We start from the raw sequence: 22,779 nt of genomic DNA on the forward strand, positions 1-22,779 counted from the left end.
GCGGGCAAAACGGGTGGAAACCCCCGGGTGATATACTGCGGGCCGACAAAAGGGCCCGAAGCAGGCGCTATATGACATCAATCTCCACCAACTTGCAAGCCGTGCGCGCGCGCATTCGGGCTGCCGCGCAAGCGTGTGGAAGACGCCCGGAAGAGGTCACGCTGGTGGCTGTGAGCAAGACCTGGCCGGCCGTAGCGGTGCGTGAGGCGGCTGCCGCCGGTCTGCGCGCTTTTGGCGAAAACTATGTGCAGGAAGGGTGCGCCAAGGCCGAAGCACTTGCCGAACTCGGCCTGGAGTGGCATTTCATCGGTCCGCTGCAAAGTAACAAAACACGCTTGGTGGCGAGCTATTTCGACTGGGTGCACAGCGTCGACCGGCTGAAAATCGCCGAGCGGCTGTCTGCCCAACGCGACATACATCGTCCGCCACTCAATGTGTGCATCCAGGTCAATGTCAGCGGCGAAGCCAGCAAAAGCGGTGTGGCGCCGGCCGATGTGGCCGCATTGGCACGTGCGGTGGCTGGTTTGCCACGTCTGCGGCTGCGCGGCTTGATGTGCATTCCCGAGCCGACCCAAGACCCTGCCGTGTTGGCGGCGCGCTTTGGCGTGCTGCGAACGCTGCGTGCCAGCCTGGCCGATGAAGGCTTGGCGCTGGATACCTTGTCGATGGGGATGTCGCACGACCTGGAAGCCGCGATTGCCGCCGGCGCCACCATGGTAAGGGTAGGCACGGCGATCTTCGGCGAACGGCAGCGGGCGTGAGTATCTCGCCCTGCGCTCAAGCCGTGCGCTTAACAACGCAACAGAGTACAGACATGAACATTACGTTTCTGGGCGGCGGCAACATGGCCGCGGCATTGATCGGCGGGTTGGTCGACCAAGGCTTTCCCGCCAGTGCGATACAGGTCGTGGAGTTACAGGCGGAAAACCGCGATCGTCTGGCAGCACATTGGGGCGTGCGCGCGATCGAGGCGCTGGACGAGGCGGCGTTGGGCTGCGATGTGCTGGTGCTGGCGGTCAAGCCGCAGCAGATGAAGGCGGCGCTCGCACCGCTGGCCGGTCGGCTCGAGGGGCAGTTGGTGGTCAGCATCGCGGCCGGTCTGCGCCTGGCTGACCTGTCCCGATGGCTTGGCGGGTATCGTCGTCTGGTGCGCTGCATGCCCAACACGCCGGCGCTGATCGGTGCCGGTATCACCGGCCTGTTTGCCGCCTCCGAGGTCGACCGCGCCGGGCGCGATGCCGCCGAGCGCGTGCTCGCGGCCGTGGGCAGCACGGTGTGGATCGCCGACGAAGCGCAGATGGATGCGGTGACGGCGATTTCCGGTAGCGGCCCGGCTTACGTGTTTCACTTCATCGAAGCGCTGCAGGCGGCCGGCCGGGAGGTGGGCTTCGACGACGCCACCGCGCGCAAGCTCGCTATCGATACCGTGCTCGGCGCCGCCCGCCTGGCCGCGCAGTCGCCTGAACCCGCGTCGGTGCTGCGCGAACGGGTCACTTCCAAAGGCGGCACCACCGAAGCCGCGTTGAACAGCTTGGCCGCGGCCGGCTGGCATGACGCCATGGTTGCCGCGGTGCGCGCGGCCTTGGTGCGCGGGCGCGAGCTTGGCGACCAACTGGGCAGGGACTGAACCATGCTCGGCAACATCCTCCTGTTGGTGCTCGAGGTCGCCTTCGGGCTGCTGACCCTGATGCTGCTTGCGCGCTTTTTCATGCAGTGGCTGCGGGCGCCTTTCCACAACCAGGTCGGCCAGTTCGTGCTCGCCACGACCGACTGGCTGGTGCGCCCACTGCGCCGCTTCCTGCCGGGGCTGATGGGGCTGGATCTGGCCAGTCTGCTGCCGGCTTGGCTGCTGCAGACGCTGTTCGTGTTCGTCGAGTTCAGCCTGCGCGGCGTGCCGCTGGGCGGCCATCCGGCCGCGGTGTTGCTTGGGCTGTGGGGGCTTGGTCTCATTGAGCTGGCGCGCATGGCCATTTATCTGGTGTTCGCGGTGGTGTTGATTTCCGCGGTGCTGTCCTGGGTCAACCCGCATGCGCCCGCTGCCGGGGTGTTCCATCGCCTGGCCGACCCCTTTCTGCGCCCTTTCCGCCGCGTCATCCCGCTGGTGGCCAATGTCGACCTGTCGCCGCTGGTGTTGCTGCTGGTATTGCAGATCGTGCTGATGGTGGTTTCCGGCTTGCGCGGCAGTTTTGCGCCGCTGCTCTTTGGCGGATGAGCACGCCCTGGTTACGGCAGATCGGCCAAGACTGTGTGGTGTTCAGCCTGCATGTCCAGCCTAACGCCCGGTGTACCGAGTTTGCTGGTCTGCACGGCGAGGCGATCAAGCTGCGCTTGGCCGCGCCACCGGTAGATGGCAAGGCCAACCAAGCGTTGTGCAGCTTCATTGCCGAATTCTGTGACGTTCCGCGTCGCGCAGTCAGTCTGCTGTCCGGAGAAAGCGCGCGTGCCAAACGTGTGCAGGTCGAAGGCGTCGACGAAGAAACCTTGCGCCGCTTGCGCCGATTGGGATGAAGCGCGCTGCCGCGGTGGTGTTTTCTTTTTGCAGGACTGCGTGCCGCTTGGCTCAAGGCGGTGTCTGGCCTGCGGCGTCTTGAGATTGGCCGACATCGGGCGCGATGATTCGGTAGCGTTCGACTTCGAACACCGGCAGCAGGCTCGCACCCTGACGGGAGGCCGGTTGCCCCTCTACCAGGATGCGTTGCTGTTGCAGGCGGTTTGCATCCGACTTGTCGAGGCCGCGCAGTTGCCACAGATGATCGTCGTCGGTGCGCAATACCGGGTAAGTGTGGGGTGCGTTGCCCTTCAGCGTCAGGACGCCGGCCAGTTTCTGGGGCGGCGCAGGCGGACTGGAGTAGGCGCATGCTGCCGTCAGCGCGGCCATGACCAGACTCAACATGCGCCGAAGGTCGATGCGATTCACTGCACGATCACGCTGAGTGTGGTTTGCGGCGGCACCGAGATGACCTCCTGATAAGGCTCATCGAGTCCGCGACGCAGTACCGGGAAATGTCCCCAGGCATTGAGTAAGGCGGGAGCGATCGCAGGCAGGCGTCTGATATTCGCATAGTCCGGTCCGTTGATTGCGGGCAAGGTGTAGCCCTGGTCGATACGGCCCGGAAAGCCGAAACCGCTGGGGGTGGTGTCGCCGGGCAGCAGGGCGAGCGCCGTGCCCCAGCGCCGGATCGCATCGGCCAGCCCGGCGCCGCCCGCTCTGCGAATCGCCGCGTCGAGTAGGTCGACACTTTCCGCCTGGTCATGGGCCGACAACAGATCACGGTAAAAGTCCACGCCGTAGTGCCGTAGCAGCCAAGCCCCGAAAGGACGCAGGGTCACGTAGCTGAAGCAGTCCGATTCGGGCGCTTCGTCCCAGCGGGTTACATCGCAGTTGAAGTTGCCGGTCGACAGCCAAGCCGGAATATGGTCGCGCTGCATGGCGTTGTAGCCGGGGTCCAAACGATGGTTGAGCAGATCTTCCATCATCATCGCGGCCAGCTCCTCCAGCCAGGTTGCGAAAGCGGTCTGCGGCCCCAGCCGGACGTCGCGTTGGTAGAACAGGATCATGTGTAAAAATTCATGAGCCAAAGTGTCTAACTGGATGCGCAGGCCCGAATCCCCGGCAAGGTAAAGCGTTTCGGTGTCCAGAAAGAAAGCCAGGGCCTCATTGGAGGCCGGTTCGACGGCGCGGGTGAAGTTATTGAGCGCCCAGAAAAACCCCACCAGACCGAATGGTGTGCTATTACGGTCGAAGTTCAAAAGGACGATATCGATCGCCTGGTCGCTGTCGATCAGACCTGGCACGTCATGTGGCCCCCATGGCTGTCCCGCCACGCCGGTTGCCAGGCGGTAAATCGAGTTTTCGCCTTGCGCGAATCGTTCGCTCAACGCGTCCAGCCGCGCGTCGTTGATGCGCTGTGCGCCCCACTCACTATTTTCTAGCCAAATGTTTACTCGTCTGCCATCTGCCGTTTGCGTGCTTCGACGCAGGGTTGTGATGCGGGGTGCCAGATCCATGTCGTTCCAGGTCCGGGTACTGCCGATCTGGTTGGCGTTGGGGCCGGGCAACAGACGCTGCTCGGGTTGTTTGGGTGCGGTACGTGCCCGGGCCAAGGGCGGGTGGTAGTTGCGGATGTGCGCCGGAAGAATATTGTGCGGACGAGGACTGTGGTCGCTGACAGACTGCGCGGCGATGTTCTTGGTCAGGCGGCCGGTCAGCGCGACTGCGGGCATGATCTGCGCCGCTGCGCTGTTGTTGCTGAAAATGAGCGTGGCGGTCCGTCCGCCGGCGCCGTGCAGGCCGATGGGCACGTTGACCGGTTCGGTCGTCGTGTTGGTGTAGCGCCAGATGCCGATGCCTGCGCCATGAAATTCGGTGGCGCTTTGGGCCGCGCAGTGCTCGCCGCTGCAATCGGCCACAAAGGCATTGACTTGTGGCGGAGGGGGCGGCGTTGCGGTGTCCGTGCCGCCGGAGGCCGAATCTCCTCCGCCACCGCCGCCACAGCCGGCCAACAGGGCAAAAACGATTGCAATATTCCGTCGTGAATGAAGCCAGCCAAGTCTCATCGCCCAGAGTGATCCTATGTGAGAAACGGGGGTTTGGAAAACGCGCCAAATGCATCGCGGGCGGAAGTGGGTTTGCGCGCGGTCAACCTGGCGCAGATTTGGCGAGGTTGCGTTTTAACAGCGGCGCGCCCAAGTCCGGTCGCCGCTTTATTTTACGCATTGAACATGATCTGTCCTTCGACCAGGGTATAGCGCACCCGGCCGGGCAGTGCGCGGCCGAGGAAGGGGGTGTTTTTGCCTTGGCTGCGCAAGGTTTGTCGGTCGACGATGGTGTTGTCGGCGGGGTCGAACACGCAGATGTCGGCGCGCGCGCCCGGTGCCAGATGGCCGGCCTTGGTCATGCCGATGATTTTCGCGGGGTGGGCGGTGATTCGCGCCAGGGCGTCGGGCAGTGCGACGCCGGTTTGCTGCGCCCACAGCAGGGTCAGCGGCAGCAGTAGTTCCAGGCCGGTAGCGCCGGGTTCGGATTCGGAAAAAGGCATCAGCTTGCCGTCGTCGTCGACCGGGGTGTGATCCGAGCACAGCGCATCGATGCGCCCGTCAGCCAGTGCGGCGCGCAGCGTGTCGCGGTCGGCTGCGCTGCGCAACGGCGGCACCAGGTGGCAATTGGCGTTGAAATGGCCGATATCGTGGTCACACAGGTGCAGGTGATTGATCGATACATCGCAGCTCACCGCCATGCCTTCGGCGCGCGCCTGTTCGATCAGGCGCAGGCCGGCAGCCGAGGAAAGGCGGGTGATGTGCAGGCGCGCGCCGGTAGCCTGGGCCAACTGCAGGTAGGTATAAAGCGCCACGGTTTCGGCGGCCACCGGGATGCCGGGCAGGCCTAGGCGGCTGGCGTACTCGCCGTCATGGGCAAAACCGCCGCGTGACAGGAAGGGGGCGATGGGCTGCAACCACACAGGGAAGCCGAACGTGGCGGCGTACTGCATGGCGCGCAGCAACACGGCATTGTCCACGATGGGCACGTTGGCCTGGCTGAAGGCCACGCAACCGGCTTCGACCAGTTCGGCCATCTCCGCCAGGCGCTCGCCCTTCAGGCCCACGGTGAGCGCGCCGACCGGGTAGATGTGCGCGCGATTGAGCTTCTTGGCGCGGTAGCAGAGCATCTCCACCAGGCCGGGTTCGTCCAGCGCCGGGTCGGTATCGGGCGGGATCGCCAAGCTGGTGACGCCACCGGCCATCGCCGCTTCCATTTCGGACTCCAATGTGGCGCGGTATTCGAAGCCGGGTTCGCGCAGGCGCGCGGCAAGGTCGATCAGGCCGGGGCAGACCACCAGCCCGCTGGCGTCGAGCACGCGCTCGGCGGTAAAGCCGTCGGGGGCGCGGCCGTGGGCGAGGATGCGGCCATCGGCAATGAACAGATCGGTGATGGTGTCGAGCTGGTTTGCCGGGTCGATCACCCGGCCGTTGGCAATCTGGATTCTCATCGGCGTTCTGCGTCCTTGCTCAGTGTCCGGCCAGCATGCTCATCACCGCCATGCGCACTGCGATGCCAAAGGTGACTTGCGGCAGTATCACCGCCTGGGTGCCGTCGGCCACGGCGGAGTCGATTTCCACGCCGCGGTTCATCGGCCCCGGGTGCATCACGATGGCGTCCGGTTTGGCGAGCGCGAGCTTCTCCGCAGTCAGCCCCCAGACCTTGAAGAATTCCTGCGGGGTGGGTAGTAGGGCACCGTTCATGCGCTCGTTCTGTAGGCGCAGCATCATCACCACGTCCACATCTTTGAGCCCTTCACGCATGTCGTGGAAAACCCGCACGCCCAACTGTTCGAGCGCGGTGGGCAGCAGGGTTTTGGGGCCGATTACGCGGATTTCCGGCACGCCCAGGGTATTGAGCGCACCGATCTGGCTGCGTGCCACCCGGGAATGCAGCACGTCGCCGACGATGGCTACGGTGAGCTGGGTGAAATCGCGCTTGTAGTGGCGGATGGTGTACATGTCCAGCAGCCCCTGGGTGGGGTGGGCATGGCGCCCGTCGCCGGCATTGATCACATGAATGTGTTCGCGCCCGGTGGCCTGCAGGTGTTGGGCGATCAACACCGGCGCGCCGCTGGCGGCGTGGCGCACCACGAACATGTCGGCCTGCATGGCGCACAGGTTGTCGATGGTGTCCAACAGACTTTCGCCCTTGGCGGTCGAGCTGGTGTTGATGTTGAGATTCACCACGTCGGCCGACAAACGCTTGGCGGCAATCTCGAACGTGGTGCGGGTGCGTGTGGAGTTCTCGAAGAACAGGTTGAAAACGCTTTTGCCGCGCAGTAGCGGCAACTTCTTGACCTCGCGCTCGGCGACCTCGGTAAAAGGAGCGGCGGTGTCCAGAATGGCGGTGAGGATTTCGCGCGGCAGCCCGTCCAGGGTGAGCAGGTGCTGTAGTTCGCCGTGTTTGTTCAGTTGGGGGTTACGCATCGATCAACCTCAGGGCGAAGGTGCCGTTGTCCTGGCGTTCTAACTGCAGACGCTGCGAGGCGGGCAGGGCGTGCGGCAGGGTATGGGCGCAGTAACGTGCGCCGATTGGCAGCTGCCGTCCGCCGCGATCGACCAGTACGGCCAGCTCGACGCATCCGGGGCGGCCGAAGTCGAACAGTTCGTTGAGTGCGGCGCGGGTGGTGCGGCCGGTGTAGAGCACATCATCGACGATGATCACGTGCGCGCCTTCGACGTTGAACGGAATTTCGGTACGCCGGGGTTGGGGATGAAGGCCCTTGGAACCGTAGTCGTCGCGGTAAAAGGAAACGTCGATGGCACCTAATGGCTGCTTGAGCTCGAGTGCCTGATGTAGCCGCTCGGCCAGCCATACGCCGCCGGTGTGTATGCCGACCAAGGCGGTGTCGGGATTGATATGCGGGCGCATCTGTTCGATGAGCTGCGCGCAGAGGGTTTCTGCATCAAGCTGTGGCATGTCGGTGTGCATCCAGGAAATGTTGCAGGATGATTTGTGCGGCGACCGCGTCGAGCACGCCCTTGCGTGCTTGCCAGCGGTGCATGCCGGCTTCGCGCAGGCGCCCCTCGGCCTCGGCCGAACTCAGGCGCTCGTCGACCTGCGCCACCGGCAAGCCGAAACGGCCGTGTAACTGGTTGGCAAAACGCTTGCAGCGCGCACCGATGGGATGTTCGCCGCCATCGAGCGCAGTGGGGATGCCGACCACCAACGCCACCGGCCGCCATTCGGCGATCAGCTGGCCGATGGCCGCAAAGCGCCGTGCGTTGACTGCTTCATGCACCGTGGTGAGCGGACTGGCTTGGCCGGTTTCCAGCTCGCCGACCGCCACGCCAATGCGGGCCAGGCCGAAGTCGAAGCCGAGCAAGGTGCCGCGCGCGGGCAAGTGGCAAAGTGCTGGGTCAGGCATGCCCTGCCACGTCGCTGAGGTTTGCAAAGTCGATGCCGAGCCGTTGCATGGCTGCCGCCAACCGTTCTTCCGGTGGCAGATCGAAGACGATCGACATATCCGCCGGCACGGTCAGCCAGGCGTTGTCGGCAAGCTCTTGTTCAAGCTGACCGGCCGCCCAGCCGGCGTAGCCCAGACCGACCAGAACGTCCGAGGGTGTGCCTTGGCTGCCGATGGCCTGCAAGATGTCGCGGCTACTGGTCAGACCGACTTCGTCGTTGACCCGCAGCGTGGAATGCCAGTCACCCGCCGGACGGTGCAGCACGAATCCGCGGTCTGTCTGCACCGGGCCGCCGAAATAGACCGGCCGATCCGCAAAGCCTTCGGCTTCCAGCGGCAGGTCCACACGCTCGAACAGCGTGCCCAAGGTCATGTCGATCGGACGGTTGACGATGATGCCCAGCGCGCCCTGATCGTTGTGTTCGGCGATGTAAGTGAGCGTGCGGGCAAAGTTGGGGTCGGCCATGCTGGGCATGGCGATCAGGAAGTGATGGGTGAGGTTCGAAGTGATGGCGCTCATGCGATCATTTTACGCGCTTGCGCGACGACCGGCAGGATAAACCTGGGGTCGCGCCGACATGTCCTTGCTCGTTGATTATTTTTTGCTGAGCCCTGCATGAAAACCGCCCTTGTCTGGTTCCGCCGTGATCTGCGCAGTGTCGATCATGCTGCGCTGTCTCATGCGCTGACGCAGTTCGAGCGCGTCCATTGCGCTTTTGTGTTCGATACCGTCATCCTGGATGCACTACCTTCGCGCTGCGACCGGCGTGTCGAGTTCATCTGGCACAGCGTGGTCGAACTCGACGGTGCGTTGGCCGAACTGGCCGCTGCAGCCGGGGTGCAGGGCGCTGGGCTGATCGTGGTGCACGGCCGGGCAGATGACGAAATCCCCGCGCTGGCCCGCGAACTCGGGGTTCAGGCGGTGCTCGCCAACCGCGATTATGAGCCCGAAGCGCTGGCGCGCGACGCGCGCGTGGCCCAGCGCCTGGCCGCCGACGGTATCGCGTTTCGCGCCTTCAAAGACCAGGTGGTCTTCGAGTGCGATGAAGTGTTGACCCGCGAAGGTCGGCCGTTCAGTGTCTATACGCCCTACCGCCATGCATGGCGCCGACGGCTGGAGCCGGCGCATCTGGCGCCCTTTCCGGTCGCCCCGCATGCACACCGGCTTGCACCCCGACCGAGCGCGCGGCAGACCGTGCCGACGCTGGCTGCGCTGGGCTTCGAGCGTACCGATCTCGCCAATTTGCGCTTGCCGACCGGGATGCGTGGCGGGCAGGCGTTGGCCGATGATTTCATCGGCCGTATCGCGCGCTACCGCGAGGCGCGGGATTACCCAGCGCGCAAGGGTGTGTCCTATCTGTCGGTGCATTTGCGTTTCGGTACCGTGTCGGTCCGCGAGCTGTATGCCCGTGCGCTGGCCGAGGGCAGCGATGGCGCGCAGTGCTGGGTGGATGAGCTGATCTGGCGCGAATTTTTCCAGATGATCCTGTGGCACCACCCGCAGGTTGTGGATGCAAGTTTTCGCCCCGAGTACGACCGGGTGCGCTGGGAAGACGACCCTGCGGGTTTTGCAGCCTGGCAGGCGGGGCTCACCGGTTATCCGATCGTCGATGCCGGCATGCGCCAATTGCGCCAGAGCGGCTACATGCACAACCGCTTGCGGATGGTGACCGCTTCTTTCTTGACCAAGGATCTGGGCATCGACTGGCGTCTGGGCGAGCGCCATTTTGCCGCCTTACTCAACGACTACGACTTGGCGGCCAATAACGGTGGCTGGCAGTGGGCGGCGTCCACCGGCTGCGACGCTCAACCTTATTTCCGCATTTTCAACCCGGTCACTCAGTCCGAGCGCTTCGACCCCACGGGTGATTTCATCCGGCGCTATGTGCCGGAGCTGGCGCGGGTGCCAACGCGCTACATCCATGCGCCCTGGCTGATGAGCGCCGCCGATCAGGCTGCGGCCGGGGTGCGGATCGGGCGCGACTACCCGGCACCGCTGGTCGACCACGCTGCGGCGCGTCAGCGTACGCTGGCGCGCTACGCCGTGGTCAAGGGCTGAAAACCCTCGGGGGTGCCGGCGTTCAAGCGGCGGTGGTGTAGTCCGCCAGCAGCCCAAGCAGTTCCTCTTCCTGGAAGGGTTTGCCAAGGTAGTGGTTGGCGCCGAGTTCTTCGGCATAGCGGCGGTGCTTGTCCGCCAGCCGTGAGGTGATCATGATCACCGGCACGGTCCGGGTGCGCTGATCGGCACGGATGTTGCGCAACAGATCGAAGCCATCCATACGCGGCATTTCGATGTCCGACAGAATCACGTCGGGCACCGTCTCCAGCAGTTTTTCCAGGGCATCGACGCCGTCCTTGGCGGTGATCACGCGGTAGCCTTCGCGTTCGAGCAGGCGACCGGTGATCTTGCGCACGGTCAGCGAATCGTCGACCACCATGATCGTGGGCGTGGGGGCGGTGGCCGGCGCGGCCGAGGTGCCGGCGCCATCGGCGACATCGCTGACCGGCGGCTCTTCTGCCCCCAACCCACGGCTGGCCAGCGCCACCGGGTTGAGGATCAACACGATTTCGCCGTCGCCCAGCACCGTGGCACCCGACACCCCCACCAAACGGGCGATTTGCGGGCCGGCATTTTTGACCACGATTTCCTGGTTGCCGCGCAGCGCATCGACATGCAGCGCCAGCGTTTGCGCCCCGGCGCGCAGCAGCAGCACCCAGTTGAAGCGCTGGACTTCGGGTTGGGCGCGGTGTTCGCCCAGCAGGTGAGGCAGATAGCGGTAGTTGTAGCGTTCGCCCTGCCAGTCGGTGCCGCCTTCATCGCGCAGGCGTGTTAGCGCCTCGGCTTTGAGTTCCAGCACCTGGGCGATCATGCTCGACGGGATCGCCCAACTACGGTTGCCGGCGCGCACCAGCAGGGCCTGGGTGACCGCCAGGGTCAGCGGCAGATAGATGCGAAAACGGGTACCCTGGCCGGGTTGACTGGTGACTTCGATTCGCCCGCCTACCGCAGCGGTCTCGCTCTTGACCACGTCCATGCCGACGCCGCGGCCCGACACCGTGGAGAGCGAGCCGGCGGTGGAGAAGCCGGGAACGAAAATCAGGTTGGTCAAGCGGCGTTCATCTGCTTTTTCATCGGGCCCCAGCAAACCCGCGGCGCGAGCTTTTTCGGCGATACGAGCAAAATTGAGGCCGGCGCCGTCGTCGGCCAGTTCGATGGCGATTTCGTTCCCTTCTTGACGCACGGTCAGGGTGATTTCGCCGATTTCCGGTTTGCCGGCGGCGCGGCGGGCTTCGATGTCCTCGATGCCGTGGGCCACCGCGTTGCGCAGCAGATGTTCGAGCGGGGCCACCATGTGTTCCAGCACGCCACGGTCGAGCTCGATGCCGCCACCGCGCAGATCCAAGGTGGCGCGCTTGCCCAGATCCTTGGCGCTTTGGCGCACCACGCGGTAGAGGCGGTCGGCCAGACTGTCGAAGGGCACCATGCGTACCTGCATCAGCGCTTGCTGGAGTGCGCGCGACAAGCGCGCCTGACTGTGCAGAGCCAGATCGGCGCCGTCCAGGTTCTTGAGCAGGTTTTGCTGCACCGTGGTGACGTCGTTGACGCTCTCGGCCATCATCCGGGTGAGTTCCTGCAGACGGGTGTAGCGGTCCATCTCCAGGGGGTCGAACTCGGCGTGGTGGCTTTCGGCCTGGGCGATGCGCGATTGCATCTGCACTTCGGCCTGGATTTCCACTTCACGTAGTTGGTTGCGCAGGCGGATGACGTTTTCGGTGAGGTCGAGCAGCGAGCGGCGCAAAGTGCGCAGTTCACCTTCGATGCGGGTGCGCGCGATGCCGATTTCGCCGGCCTGGTTGACGAAGTTGTCGATCGCGTCGGCCCGCACCCGCAGCGTGGCGCTACTGGCCGCGGTTTCGGGCTCGGCGGTGATTTGTACCGCGTCGGCGGTACCAGGTTGGTCGGCGGAGGCGGCGGGCGTATCGAATGCAGGCGGGGATTCGCCGCTGGCCAAGGCGTCGATGGCCTGTTCGACCAGGTCCAGGTCACCTTCCAGGTCGTCGATCAGCGCGTTGGTATCCTGTGCGCTGTTGCGCTGAGCCTCGAAGGACGACTCCATTTGATGGACGTGCTCGCCCAGGCTCATTGCCCCGGTCATCCGCGCACTGCCCTTGAGGGTGTGCAGCAGGCGGGCGATACGCTGTGGTTGTTCGGTGTTGGCAGGTTCGGCACGCCAGGCGCGCAGCGCGGCGTGTAGCTCGCTCAGCAGTTCCGCGCTTTCTTCGAGGAAGATGGGCAGTAACTGGGTGTCGATCTCGTCGCGCACTGTTGCGGCCGGCGCAGCAGTGGGTATGGCTGGCGCTTGGTCCGGTGTCGCGGACGGCTCTTTCGCCACCGACGTACCCGTCGCCAGCATGTCGCTCAGCGGGCGGCCCACGGCTTCGAGCTGTTCGATGAGTTCGGGCACCGGCAGCGGCATGCGTTGCTCGGTGACGTCCACGAACATGGCTTCCAGCGTCTCCAGCGTGCTTTGCAGCAAGGCGGTCTGCTCCGCGCTGGGCGGCATCTGGTTGTCGCGGCAACGCGTCTGGGCGTATTCGAGCGCACGCGCCAGCGCATGCAGTGGCATCAGTCGGGCGGTGCCGGAGATGCCAGCCAGCGTGTGGGCGGCGCGGATCGAGATCTCCGGTGGCAGCCAGACCGGGTTGCCGTGCAGCCGGGCGAACTCCTGATGCAGGGTGGCCAGGTGGTGGCGTGCTTCGGCAAGGTAGAGGTCGTAGAGCGGACGTGAAATCTCCGCTTCGCCGATACGCACCAGATCGGGCTCGGGCAGTGCGTTGGCCGTTGGCTCCGGTTGCGTGCCGGCGGCGGTTGGCGCCTCATCTGCCGCCGGTTCGGTTTGGGGCTCATGTCCAGGCACGCTGTCGAGTTCCGCTTCCAGCGCCTCCAGCGCGACCGCTTCGATTTCGGGGCTGAGTGCGTCCAGTTGCCGGTCGGGCGGCGCCGGCTCGGCGTCGGTCGACCGCGGTGCGGTGTCGCAAGCGTCCTGCGCGGGTGCTTCGTCCGCCGGCCAGTCTAGCTCGGTGGCTTCGAACTCCTCTACCAGCGGCGTATCGACAGAGTCTTCAGTATCTTGCGCGAGCGTCTGAGGGGCGGCACCGGCCGGGGGGGCGTTCGCCGCCGAAGCGGTCTCGGCTGCCGCATGGCCGACGGGGAGAATTTCGCCGTCGCCGGAGCATGCCAGGTCGAAGGCGGGCTCGTTGCCGGCTGTCTCTGCGGCCGCCTCAGGGGCGACTTCCGGGATCGTGCCGGGATCGCGGATCGGCGCATCGCTGCTGCGCAGGCGCTCGGCTTCTGCCAGCAGTGCTGCTACGTCGCGGCCGTGTCCGCCACCGTGTTCGAGTTGCGTCACCCAGGCGCTGAAGGCTTGTTGAGCGGCATCGACCAAGTGGTGCAGAGCAGGCGTGGGCGTCCATTCGAGCTGCAACCAGCGGTTCAGGGTCTGCTCCAGCCCCCAGGCCGCTTCGCCGAATTCGCGCAGGCCAACCATGCGGCCGCTGCCTTTGAGGGTGTGAAAACCGCGCCGGATGGCGGTCAAGTATTCGGTGTTGGAGGGCTCGGTGCGCGACAGTTCCAGATGTTCGCCGATCGAAGCGAGCACTTCGTGCGCCTCTTCAATGAAAATGCCCAAGAGTTCGGCGTCGATCTCTTCTTCGCTGGCTTCCATCAGCCGTTGGGTTTCGGCCGCCGGAGCGGGAATCTCCGCAGGTGCGGGGGCGGGCTCGGCGACAAAGCTGTCCTCGGCCAAGAGCTCCTCGGGGAGCGCGAGCGCAGGTTCTTCCTGCGCCTCGGCGGCTGCCGTGTCCGCGCCCGCCGCGTCGGGGGGGGGCGCCTGCGGCGTGTCGACGGGCGGTAACTCGACGGCTGCTGCGGCCGGTTCCGCGGGCATGACGGCGCCGACTTCCTCTTCGGCCACAGGCGCCGGCTCCAACGTTTCTGCCGGTTTTTGCGTTGGCGCCGCGGGGGCGTCGGGGTTGAGAAAACTCGCCAGACTGGCCGGACCGTATTGCAGCGCTTGAATGTAGAAACCCAGCGCGGAGAGGCGGTGGGCAAGGGATTCAGCCCGGTCGGGGGCGACCGGCGCATCGGTCTGACCCAGCGCGGCAATATCGTCGGCGGCCTCGCGGATCAGGGCCAAGGCTTCGTCTTCGCCCAGCAGGCTCAGTGCGCCCTCGATTTGGTGCAAGGGCCCCGTCAGCGCCCCAAGTTGGCTGCGCTTGTTGTTGTTGCGGAAGAAGTCGTCCAGGGCTTGCTCGATATGCGCCAGGCTGGAGAGAATTTCACGTGCGAGTTGGGCGAGCGCTTCGCGTTCCTGATGGCGGCGGGCGCCCTGCGTGGTGGCGGAGCGTTCGGCAGCCTCGACCGCCTCGCCGCGCATCAGCGCAGCAATGCGCAAAAGCGTGTCGGCGACCTGGGTGGAGAAGTCGGCATCCGGGCCGCCCCGTTCTAGGGCAGCATCGCCCAGCAATAGCGCGGTGGCGACTTCCAGCGATAGCGCTTCGCGCAGTTGCAGGGGGTCTTTGCGCAGCCACTGCAGGAAACCCTCCAGTCCGACCAGCAGGCGCACGAATGCAGGCCGACCCAGTTGCTTGGCGTGTTCGGCCAGTTCGCGGATCTGGGTTTCGAAGTGCGGTAGCGCCGAGGCGCCGCCGCTGCAGAATTCGTCCCAGGTGTCCTTGGCTGCGTTGAGCCGGCTGCGCAAATCTTGCAGCAGTGGGGCGAGCGGGACATCGCTGACCGCGGAGCCGGGTTCGGGAATCAGCGCGTCCAGTTGCCAGGTTTCGCGCACTTTGCACTGATGCGCGGTGTTGGCCGGGGCCAGGGCGACGTGGTAGAGCACTTCGCGCATCAGGCGGTCGGCCACGGCGTCGTTGCCGCTCAGGGTGCGGCGTAACTGCGCGTCGAGTTGCCCGCAGAGCTTACGCAGCGGCAGGTCGGGGGAAAGGTCGCCGGCGGCGAGCGCGTCGAACAACGCGATGCTGGCCCACCACAGGGTGCGCGCCGGTGTGCTGGCCAATGTTTGTTCGATGCCCTCGACCGCATCGCGCATCAGGCGCGGACCGCTTGAGTCGCCAGGGTTGCGCAGCCAGCCGAGCAGCCCGCGCTCGAAGCGGGCGCGCAGTTCGCGCAGACGGGTTTGCCGCGCCGGTTCTGGCAGCTCGGACGAAACGCGCCGGCGCGGCGGCCGCCGGCTGAGGTCGGGAAAGAATAGGTCGGCCGGCGACGCACCGTCCCGACCGCGCGCGGTTTGGATTTCCGCATAAAGCGCTGCCAGCCTCAGCGGCTGGTCGATCGCGCCGTGGGCGAGTTCATCGAGGTAATTGCCGATGGCTGCAAGGCCGCGCCGGCCAAGTGTCAGCAGCCGAGCGTCGGCATCGAGCTCGCCGCGGACCGCCGCGCCAAGTAGCTGGTCGAGCGCATCGGCAAACTGCGTCAGGCCATCGAGTCCGACGATGGACAAGGCGCCGCGCACCTGGTGCAGGTGTGCCTGGGCAAACTGCATGCGGCTGGCCGGGTCAGTGGCGGCTGCCGCCTCATCGAGCGCTTCGGCCGCGCGCGCAAGTGCATTGTCGACTTCACCCTTGATCCAGGTCAGCGGGCCAAGATCGCGTTCGGTAGCATGCGTCATGTGTCGGTCTCTTACCTGGCGGGGCGCGTCAGACCTTGAAGCCGGACACCGAACCCTTCAGTTCGACGGCGAGGTCGGCCAACTGGCCGATCGACACCGCCGTCTGTTGCGTGCCGCGCGTGGTCTGCTCGGTAATGCTGAGAATGTCTTTCATGGTTTGCGCCACCCCGGTGGCGGCTGCGGCCTGACGCTGGGTGTCGGTGGAGATTTGTTCGATCAGGCGGGCGGTTTCCATCGACACTTGGCCGATTTCGGCCAGTGCCTGACCGGCGGCATCGGACAACTGGGCGCCTTCGACCACGTCGCGGGTGGCGTTTTCCATGGCGCCCACCGCGTCCTGGGTGTCGGTCTGAATGGTCTTGACGATGGCGGCAATTTGCTTGGTCGCTTCTGCCGAACGCTCGGCCAGACGCTGCACTTCTTCAGCCACCACGGTAAAGCCGCGGCCCGCCTCACCGGCCGAGGCCGCCTGAATGGCGGCATTGAGCGCCAGCACGTTGGTCTGCTCGGTAATGTCGGAGATCAGCTCGACGATTTCGCCAATCTCCTGCGAGGACTCGCCCAGCCGCTTGATACGTTTGGAGGTTTCCTGGATTTTCTCGCGGATTTCGTTCATGCCGCGAATGGTGTTTTCCACCGCGTCGGCGCCTTTGCGCGCCGACTCCAGCGAACGCCGGGCAACCTGCGCCGATTGCAGCGCACGGGCCGAAGATTCGGTCATCGACTGGGCCATCTGCTCGACCTTGGCACCGGCGGCCTTGAGTTCCTGGGCCTGCCTCTCGGTGGCGGCGAGCAGCTCGTTGGAAGTCTGCTGGGCGGACTGGGTGGCGGCGGTCACGCGCATGGCCGCGTCGTTGATGCGGCGCACCAGCACCGACAGTTCTTCGATGGTGTAGTTCACCGAGTCGGCAATCGCGCCGGTGATGTCTTCGGTTACCGTGGCGCGGATGGTGAGGTCGCCGTCGGCCAGGTCGCCCATTTCGTTCATCAACCGCAAGATGGCCTGCTGGGTCTGGTTACGCTCGTTTTCCGCATTGAGCCGCTGGCGCTCGGCCTCCAGGCGGCGGCTAGCCAAGTCGTCGTTATAGACCTTGGCCATCATGGCCAGCACGGCCACGCCGGCCAGCGCCGACAGCATCACCAACAAGGTGATCGGGTTGAGGCCGCGGAACGCTTGGTTGTAAGCCTCGGACAGCGCGCCGGTATGTTCGAGCAGTGCCGCGGAATTGCGGAAAATGCGGCTGCCGGCTTGCTTGGCCTGGACCAGCAACTGGATGTTGCCCAGAATGCCGCTGACCGAAGCCAGGGTGCTCTGCGCAGCCTGGTCGAGCTCGGCCATGATGGCTTGGGCTTCGGCATCCTTGGTGTTTTGCTGCAACTGGGCGAGCACGTCACGGAAGGTATTGGTGTCTTTGCCGAGCAGGAAGGCGGTTTCCGGGTCGATGGCATCGGCGACCAGCAGGGCATTGGCATTTTTGGCGATGCGTTGGGTCAGCATCACCGCGCGGTTGGCGTTGGCGATGTCCCGTGCGTCGGCGCCGCCCAGCAGCTTCAGCGAGGCGACTTGTTCGGTGAGATCGAGCAGCGTGGCATTGTTGGCGTTGATGGCATCGACCGATGCGTTGAGCGTGATCAGGTTGGCTTCCTGGGCCAGCAGCGCAGCGGCATCTTGCTCGGTTTTGCGCCAGGCTTCGGTGAGCTTTTGCAAAGCCGGCTGGGCGGCGTCCGGGCTGGCCGGCACGCTGCGGCCGTCGATCTCACCGCCTTGGGAGAGCGCCCGCAGCAGCATGCCAAAGCGGTTACTGGCTTGGCGCAGTTCGGCAAAAGCCTGGGTGTTGCCCTGCAACGCCAGTTGCGCGGCTTTGGCGATCTGCTGGGAAAGCATCTGCATTTCGCCGGCACTGGCGACATAGGTGGTGGCGTGTCCGGCTTGACGGCCTTGGTAGACCAGCAAACCGGCGGTGAGCAGGACCAGCACCGCGAACAAAGCGCCAAGGTTGCGCAGGCGCTCGGCCACCGGGCGCACGCTGCGCGTCTCTTCGCCGGCGGCGGCTTGGTTTGGGGGCGGCAGCGGGCTGTTACGCGGTTCTAGTATGGTGGTGTCGGAGACCGGGGCAGCCGGCTGGTTTTTTTTCTTTCCTGAGAACAGCCCTGGAAGTTTCAATGCCATGTTGGGTGCTCCACCGCAAAAAATCAATGCAAGCCGGATCGGTGCCGGCGTCAAAATTTATTCGATCCCTGCGTTTAGAAACCCAGGATGCGCCAACAGCTTAGGCGTGTCGAGCTTGAGCCAGAGCCGGTTCTGATGGTCGCGCAGGCGCTCGGCTACCCAGGGACGGGGGTCGGGCGCCCCGGGGTCGGTGTCATAGTCTTCCCGGCTGCGCAGACCCAGCGCCCGCGAGACCAAGAGTGCGCTGTTGACGCCATGCTTGGCGCCGATCAGCAGCAGCCGTGCATGGCCTGCAGGCGCGATCGGCGCGCCCTGCTGGAAGGCCGAAAAATCGACCACGCCATAAAGCGTGCCGCGCACGTTGGCGATGCCTCCGAACCACGGGCGGGTGAGCGGGACCGGGCTGAGCGGCGGCACTGGCAGGACTTCGCCACTGTCGGTGAGTTCGACCAGCCAGTTCTCCTCCCCGGCCTGAAAACCGAGCAGTGTGCGGCGGTCGCCGGTCTGCGCCTCGGTCAGACGCCGAACCAGGCTTTCCTGGAATTCGCGCAGGCTGATCCGCTTGGCCATGAATCAGCCCAGCGCCTGGATGCGACCGAGCAGCTCGGCGTGGTCGACCGGCTTGACCAGGTAATCGTAAGCCCCTTGGCGCATGCCCCAGATGCGGTCGGTTTCCAGCCCCTTGCTGGTGCACATGATGATGGGGATGGCGCGGGTGGCTTCGTCGCGCGAGATCGTGCGGGTGGCCTGATAGCCGTTCATGCCGGGCATGACCACGTCCATGAGGATCAGATCGGGTGCTTCGCTCTTGCTTTTGGCGATGGCTTCTTCGCCGTTTTCCGCAGTCACCACCTGGTAGCCGTGCTTGACCAGCAGCTCGGTCAGCGCCAGGCGTTCGGTGGGGGAGTCGTCAACCACGAGAATTTTCTTGATCGGCATGATCTGGGCCTTTCGTTTCGATTAGCGTTGTCGCCGGGCTCAGCCGGCCCGCTTCGGGGCATGTTCGGCCACCGTTTTGAGCAGGCTGTTCTTGGTGAAGGGTTTGGTGAGATATTCGTCCGAGCCCACCATTCTGCCGCGTGCGCGGTCGAACAAGCCGTCCTTGGAGGACAACATGATCACCGGGGTGGCGGCCAGGCGGGGGTTTTTTTTGATCAGCGCGCAGGTCTGATAGCCGTCCAGGCGCGGCATCATGATGTCTACGAAAATCACGTCGGGATGGTGGTCGGCGATTTTGGCCAGCGCGTCGAAGCCATCTTCGGCGAGCAGGACCTGACAGCCGGCCTGGCCGAGAAAGATCTCCGCACTGCGCCGGATGGTGTTGCTGTCGTCGATCACCATCACCTTCAGTCCGCTCAGGTCCATGGTGTCAGTCCTCGCGTGTTTTTGTGCCGTCCGCCGTGGCGGACGCAAAGGCGCAAGCATACATCATCGGAGCCAGGCGTGTTGCGCCGCTGTCATATTTCGACTAGTTCGAAGTCTTCTTTGCGGGCTTCGCATTCCGGGCAGGTCCAGTTTGGCGGCAGGTCTTCCCAGCGGGTTCCAGGGGCGATGCCGTCGGCGGGCAAGCCCGCTGCCTCATCGTAGATGAAGCCGCAGATCAGGCACATGTAGGTCTTGTGTCCGGTATCGCTCATCGGGCGGTGTGCTCGGTGTTGGATGACGTAAAATGCGCCAAATCTTACCGTATTCAATCGGCCATGCCAGTGCGGCCGGCCATTTCCGCATCATGCTCGTCGCACCTTCCGCGTTTTTTGCCGTCGTGTTGAGCGTTGCCGCCGGCGGCGCGGCGGCGGACCGTTTTTTCGGGGTGCGCCCGCGAAACCATGAATGTTGATCCGATGCTGCGCGGGCTGTATTTGGTTACGCCCGACGAGGAGGACACCGCCCGGTTGCTGGCGCGGGTGCGCCAGGTGCTCGCGGCGCGGCCGGCGTTGTTGCAGTACCGCAACAAGTGCTTGGATGCGGCGGGGCGTCGCGCTCAGGCCGCCGCAGTGCTGGCTTTGTGTCGTGCCGCCGGCGTGCCGATGGTGGTCAATGACAGCGTCGAACTGGCGCTGGACATTGCCGCCGACGGGGTGCATCTTGGCCGTGATGACGGCGACCCGGCGGCGGCTCGCGCGCGCCTCGGCACCGGGCGCATCCTTGGTGTGTCCTGTTACGACCAGTGGGCGCGCGCGGTGGCTGGCGCCCAGGCAGGTGCCGACTATCTCGCCTTCGGGGCGATGTTCGCCTCTTCCACCAAGCCGGCCGCGGTGCGTGCGCCGCTGGGTTTGCTCGGCCGCGCACGACGCGAGCTTGGTCGGCCGGTGGCGGCGATCGGTGGTATCACCGCGGAAAATGCTGGCGTGCTGGTTGCGGCCGGTGCCGACCTGTTGGCGGTGATCGGCGATGTGTTTGCCGCTGCCGATCCGGCTGCCCGCGCTGCCGCTTACGCGGCGGCGTTTTGTGCTGGACCCGGCTCGGCTGCGCGGCCACAATGACCCCTTTTTCAAGTCAGCGAACGACGACGCCATGAATAGCCGAAACGAAGCCCTTTTCCTGCGTGCCCAGCGAACCATCCCCGGCGGTGTCAACTCGCCGGTGCGCGCCTTCCGTTCGGTGGGCGGCACGCCGCGCTTTGTGGCGCGCGCGGAAGGGGCGCGGGTGTGGGATGCGGACGGCAAAGCCTATGTGGACTACGTCGGTTCCTGGGGGCCGGCGATCGCCGGCCATGCGCACCCGGCCATCGTCGAAGCGGTGCGCGAGGCGGCGCTCAAGGGTTTGTCTTTCGGTGCGCCCACCGAATCCGAGGTCGACATGGCCGAATTGCTGTGCGAGCTACTGCCGTCGATGGAAATGGTGCGCCTGGTCAGCTCCGGCACCGAGGCGACGATGAGCGCCATTCGTCTGGCGCGCGGTTTCACGGGGCGCGATGCGATCGTCAAGTTCGAAGGTTGCTACCACGGCCACGCCGACAGCCTGCTGGTCAAAGCCGGCTCCGGCCTGCTGACCTTTGGCAATCCGTCCTCGGGCGGGGTGCCGGCGGACTTCGCCAAGCACACCATCGTGCTCGACTACAACGACCTGGATGGCGTCGAGCAGGTCTTCAAGGCGCGTGGCGGCGAAATTGCCGCGGTGATCGTCGAACCGGTGGCTGGCAATATGAACCTGGTCAAACCCGCTCCCGGTTTCCTCGAAGGTTTGCGCCGGCTATGTACCGAGCACGGCGCGGTGCTGATCTTCGACGAGGTGATGACCGGCTTCCGCGTTGGCCCACAGGGCGTGCAGGGCTTGTACGGCATTACCCCGGACCTGACCACGCTGGGCAAGGTGATCGGCGGCGGCATGCCGGTGGGCGCCTTCGGCGGGCGGCGCGACATCATGGAGCAGATCGCCCCGCTGGGCCCGGTGTACCAGGCCGGTACGCTTTCCGGCAGTCCGGTGGCGGTGGCCGCTGGACTGGCTTCGCTGCGCCTGACGCGCGAACCCGGTTTCTATGAGCGTCTGAGCGCGCGCACCCGCGCCTTGACCGACGGGTTGTCGTCTGCTGCACGCGAGGCGGGCGTTACCTTCAGCGCGGATGCGCTGGGCGGCATGTTCGGGGTGTATTTCAGTGCCGCAGTACCTACTTCCTTTGCCGATGTGATGGCCTCCGACCGCGAACGCTTCAACCGCTTTTTCCATGCCATGTTGGAGGCTGGCCATTATTTTGCGCCCTCGGCTTTCGAGGCCGGATTCGTGTCCGCGGCGCACTCGGAAGCCGATATTGCCGATACCGTGGCGGCGGCGCGCAAGGTGTTTGCGGAACTCGTGGCATGAGCGCCAAGGGGTTCGATCTGGCGATCGTCGGCGGCGGACTGGCTGGCGCCAGTCTGGCGGTGGCGCTGCGCGCCAGTCGGCTGTCGATTGCGTTGGTGGAGTCGCAGCCGCCGCAGCGCTCCATCGGCTGGGATGCGCGGGTGTATGCGATCAGCCCGGCCAACGCCGATTTTCTGCGCGAATTGGGCGTGTGGCAGCATCTGGATGCTGCGCGGATGTGCCCGGTACATGACATGGCGGTATTCGGAGATGCCGGGGGACGACTGAATTTTTCCGCTTATGACAGCGGTCTCGGCGAACTGGCTTGGATTCTCGAAGCCGGGCTGATGCAGATTGAGCTGTGGGAGACGGTCAAGCGCCAGCACAACGTCACCTTGCTGTGTCCCGCAACGCCGCAGTCCCTGGCGGTGGACGAAGGCGGCATCACGCTCGGCCTGGACGGCGGGCGCAGTCTCCGCGCCCGCCTGATCGTCGGGGCCGACGGTGCCAAATCCTGGGTGCGTCAGCAGGCTGGCATCGGGGCTCGCATCACCCCTTACCGGGAGACTGGTGTGGTGGCCAACTTCCGTTGCCGCAAGCCGCACCGCAACACCGCTTTCCAGTGGTTCCGTCAGGACGGTATCCTGGCCTGGTTGCCCTTGCCCGACAATCACATCTCCATGGTGTGGTCCGCGTCCGATACACTGGCGCAGGACTTGCTCGCGCTCGATGCCGCAGCGCTATCCGAGCGGGTGGCCGCCGCTGGCGGTGGGGTGTTGGGCGAGTTGGAGCTGGTTACCGCGGCCCAAGGTTTTCCGCTGCGCTTGATGCGTGTCGAGCGCACCGTGGCGGCGCGGGTGGCGCTCATCGGGGATGCGGCGCACGCCATCCATCCTTTGTCCGGTCATGGCATCAATCTGGGTTTCCAGGACGCCCGCGCGCTGGCCGGCGTGCTTGGTGCCTTGCCAGAGTGGCGCGATCCGGGCGAACTCGGCGTGCTGCGGCGCTATGCGCGCGAACGGGCCGAAGAGCCGTTGATCATGCAATACACCACCCATGCGCTCAATCGCCTGTTCAACCACCGCAACCCCGTTGTCTCGACGATGCGCAACCTCGGGCTGAACTTCACCAATGCGCTACCCGTCGTACGTAACGCTCTGATTCGCTACGCGGCCCAGGGACATTTCTGAACAAT

At 65.2% G+C, this 22,779-nt stretch carries 21 protein-coding genes; 8 read left to right on the plus strand and 13 right to left on the minus strand.

Features of this window, described 5'->3' with window-relative positions; genetic code table 11:
* Window positions 1–71 precede the first annotated feature (71 nt).
* The 4 genes from DIE29_RS02740 to DIE29_RS02755 are packed head-to-tail and all read left to right on the plus strand — an operon-like array spanning window position 72 to window position 2,508.
* A complete protein-coding gene (locus DIE29_RS02740; RefSeq protein ID WP_114649137.1) occupies window positions 72–761 on the plus strand; it encodes a YggS family pyridoxal phosphate-dependent enzyme in 690 nt (229 codons plus the stop codon).
* Between the two features lie 53 nt (window positions 762–814).
* On the plus strand, window positions 815–1,627 hold the full coding sequence (gene proC / locus DIE29_RS02745; RefSeq protein WP_114649138.1) for a pyrroline-5-carboxylate reductase: 813 nt from the start codon (window positions 815–817) through the stop codon (window positions 1,625–1,627).
* Between the two features lie 3 nt (window positions 1,628–1,630).
* Window positions 1,631–2,212: a YggT family protein gene (locus DIE29_RS02750; protein WP_114649139.1), complete on the plus strand. Its 582-nt coding sequence runs from the start codon at window positions 1,631–1,633 to the stop codon at window positions 2,210–2,212.
* Window positions 2,209–2,508 (plus strand): DUF167 domain-containing protein, encoded by a 300-nt coding sequence (locus tag DIE29_RS02755; RefSeq protein WP_114649140.1) that lies wholly within the window; start codon window positions 2,209–2,211, stop codon window positions 2,506–2,508. Before DIE29_RS02750 ends, DIE29_RS02755 begins: the two co-directional genes overlap by 4 nt.
* A 52-nt stretch (window positions 2,509–2,560) precedes the next feature.
* On the opposite strand, the gene DIE29_RS02760 is transcribed toward DIE29_RS02755, so the two are convergent.
* From DIE29_RS02760 to DIE29_RS02790, 7 genes are all read right to left on the minus strand, one after another.
* A complete protein-coding gene (locus tag DIE29_RS02760; RefSeq protein ID WP_114649141.1) occupies window positions 2,561–2,917 on the minus strand; it encodes a DUF5818 domain-containing protein in 357 nt (118 codons plus the stop codon).
* Window positions 2,914–4,410 carry a M30 family zinc metallopeptidase gene (locus tag DIE29_RS02765; RefSeq protein WP_162860583.1) on the minus strand — a complete coding sequence of 499 codons (1,497 nt, stop codon included), beginning with the start codon at window positions 4,408–4,410 and terminating at the stop codon, window positions 2,914–2,916. Before DIE29_RS02765 ends, DIE29_RS02760 begins: the two co-directional genes overlap by 4 nt.
* A 299-nt stretch (window positions 4,411–4,709) precedes the next feature.
* Window positions 4,710–5,987, minus strand: coding sequence for a dihydroorotase (locus tag DIE29_RS02770; RefSeq protein WP_114649143.1), 1,278 nt, complete (start codon window positions 5,985–5,987; stop codon window positions 4,710–4,712).
* 19 nt (window positions 5,988–6,006) lie between these two features.
* Entirely contained in the window at window positions 6,007–6,966 is a 960-nt protein-coding gene (locus DIE29_RS02775) for an aspartate carbamoyltransferase catalytic subunit (protein ID WP_114649144.1), read from the minus strand.
* On the minus strand, window positions 6,959–7,459 hold the full coding sequence (gene pyrR, locus DIE29_RS02780) for a bifunctional pyr operon transcriptional regulator/uracil phosphoribosyltransferase PyrR (protein ID WP_114650241.1): 501 nt from the start codon (window positions 7,457–7,459) through the stop codon (window positions 6,959–6,961). The genes DIE29_RS02775 and pyrR overlap by 8 nt, the downstream gene beginning before the upstream one ends.
* Window positions 7,446–7,907: a Holliday junction resolvase RuvX gene (gene ruvX / locus DIE29_RS02785; protein WP_114649145.1), complete on the minus strand. Its 462-nt coding sequence runs from the start codon at window positions 7,905–7,907 to the stop codon at window positions 7,446–7,448. The genes pyrR and ruvX overlap by 14 nt, the downstream gene beginning before the upstream one ends.
* Window positions 7,900–8,466: a YqgE/AlgH family protein gene (locus DIE29_RS02790; RefSeq protein WP_114649146.1), complete on the minus strand. Its 567-nt coding sequence runs from the start codon at window positions 8,464–8,466 to the stop codon at window positions 7,900–7,902. The genes ruvX and DIE29_RS02790 overlap by 8 nt, the downstream gene beginning before the upstream one ends.
* Window positions 8,467–8,562: 96 nt before the next feature.
* Here DIE29_RS02790 and DIE29_RS02795 point away from each other — a divergent pair, with 96 nt between their 5' ends.
* A complete protein-coding gene (locus DIE29_RS02795; RefSeq protein ID WP_114649147.1) occupies window positions 8,563–10,005 on the plus strand; it encodes a cryptochrome/photolyase family protein in 1,443 nt (480 codons plus the stop codon).
* A 22-nt stretch (window positions 10,006–10,027) separates the two neighbouring features.
* On the opposite strand, the gene DIE29_RS02800 is transcribed toward DIE29_RS02795, so the two are convergent.
* The 6 genes from DIE29_RS02800 to DIE29_RS02825 form a co-directional block, all read right to left on the minus strand.
* Complete coding sequence (locus DIE29_RS02800) at window positions 10,028–15,634, minus strand: hybrid sensor histidine kinase/response regulator (RefSeq protein WP_114649148.1); 5,607 nt, start codon at window positions 15,632–15,634, stop codon at window positions 10,028–10,030.
* Window positions 15,635–15,662: 28 nt separating this feature from the next.
* Window positions 15,663–17,804, minus strand: coding sequence for a methyl-accepting chemotaxis protein (locus tag DIE29_RS02805; protein WP_108079584.1), 2,142 nt, complete (start codon window positions 17,802–17,804; stop codon window positions 15,663–15,665).
* A 57-nt stretch (window positions 17,805–17,861) separates the two neighbouring features.
* Window positions 17,862–18,374, minus strand: a complete 513-nt coding sequence (locus DIE29_RS02810) for a chemotaxis protein CheW (RefSeq protein WP_114649149.1) — start codon at window positions 18,372–18,374, stop codon at window positions 17,862–17,864.
* A gap of 3 nt (window positions 18,375–18,377) precedes the next feature.
* Window positions 18,378–18,743, minus strand: coding sequence for a response regulator (locus tag DIE29_RS02815; protein ID WP_102040911.1), 366 nt, complete (start codon window positions 18,741–18,743; stop codon window positions 18,378–18,380).
* Between the two features lie 39 nt (window positions 18,744–18,782).
* Window positions 18,783–19,169, minus strand: coding sequence for a twitching motility response regulator PilG (gene pilG / locus DIE29_RS02820; protein ID WP_114649150.1), 387 nt, complete (start codon window positions 19,167–19,169; stop codon window positions 18,783–18,785).
* 92 nt (window positions 19,170–19,261) lie between these two features.
* Complete coding sequence (locus DIE29_RS02825) at window positions 19,262–19,414, minus strand: rubredoxin (protein ID WP_269467250.1); 153 nt, start codon at window positions 19,412–19,414, stop codon at window positions 19,262–19,264.
* 216 nt (window positions 19,415–19,630) lie between these two features.
* Here DIE29_RS02825 and thiE point away from each other — a divergent pair, with 216 nt between their 5' ends.
* The 3 genes from thiE to DIE29_RS02840 are packed head-to-tail and all read left to right on the plus strand — an operon-like array spanning window position 19,631 to window position 22,774.
* The gene (gene thiE / locus DIE29_RS02830; RefSeq protein WP_114649152.1) at window positions 19,631–20,287 is read left to right on the plus strand and encodes a thiamine phosphate synthase; all 657 of its coding nucleotides are present in this window, start codon (window positions 19,631–19,633) and stop codon (window positions 20,285–20,287) included.
* 31 nt (window positions 20,288–20,318) lie between these two features.
* Entirely contained in the window at window positions 20,319–21,605 is a 1,287-nt protein-coding gene (gene hemL / locus DIE29_RS02835; protein ID WP_114650242.1) for a glutamate-1-semialdehyde 2,1-aminomutase, read from the plus strand.
* Entirely contained in the window at window positions 21,602–22,774 is a 1,173-nt protein-coding gene (locus DIE29_RS02840; protein ID WP_102040917.1) for a UbiH/UbiF family hydroxylase, read from the plus strand. The genes hemL and DIE29_RS02840 overlap by 4 nt, the downstream gene beginning before the upstream one ends.
* Window positions 22,775–22,779 lie beyond the last annotated feature (5 nt).

Origin of the sequence: Pseudothauera hydrothermalis, from assembly GCF_003345255.1 — a bacterium.
Lineage (GTDB): Bacteria > Pseudomonadota > Gammaproteobacteria > Burkholderiales > Rhodocyclaceae > Pseudothauera > Pseudothauera hydrothermalis.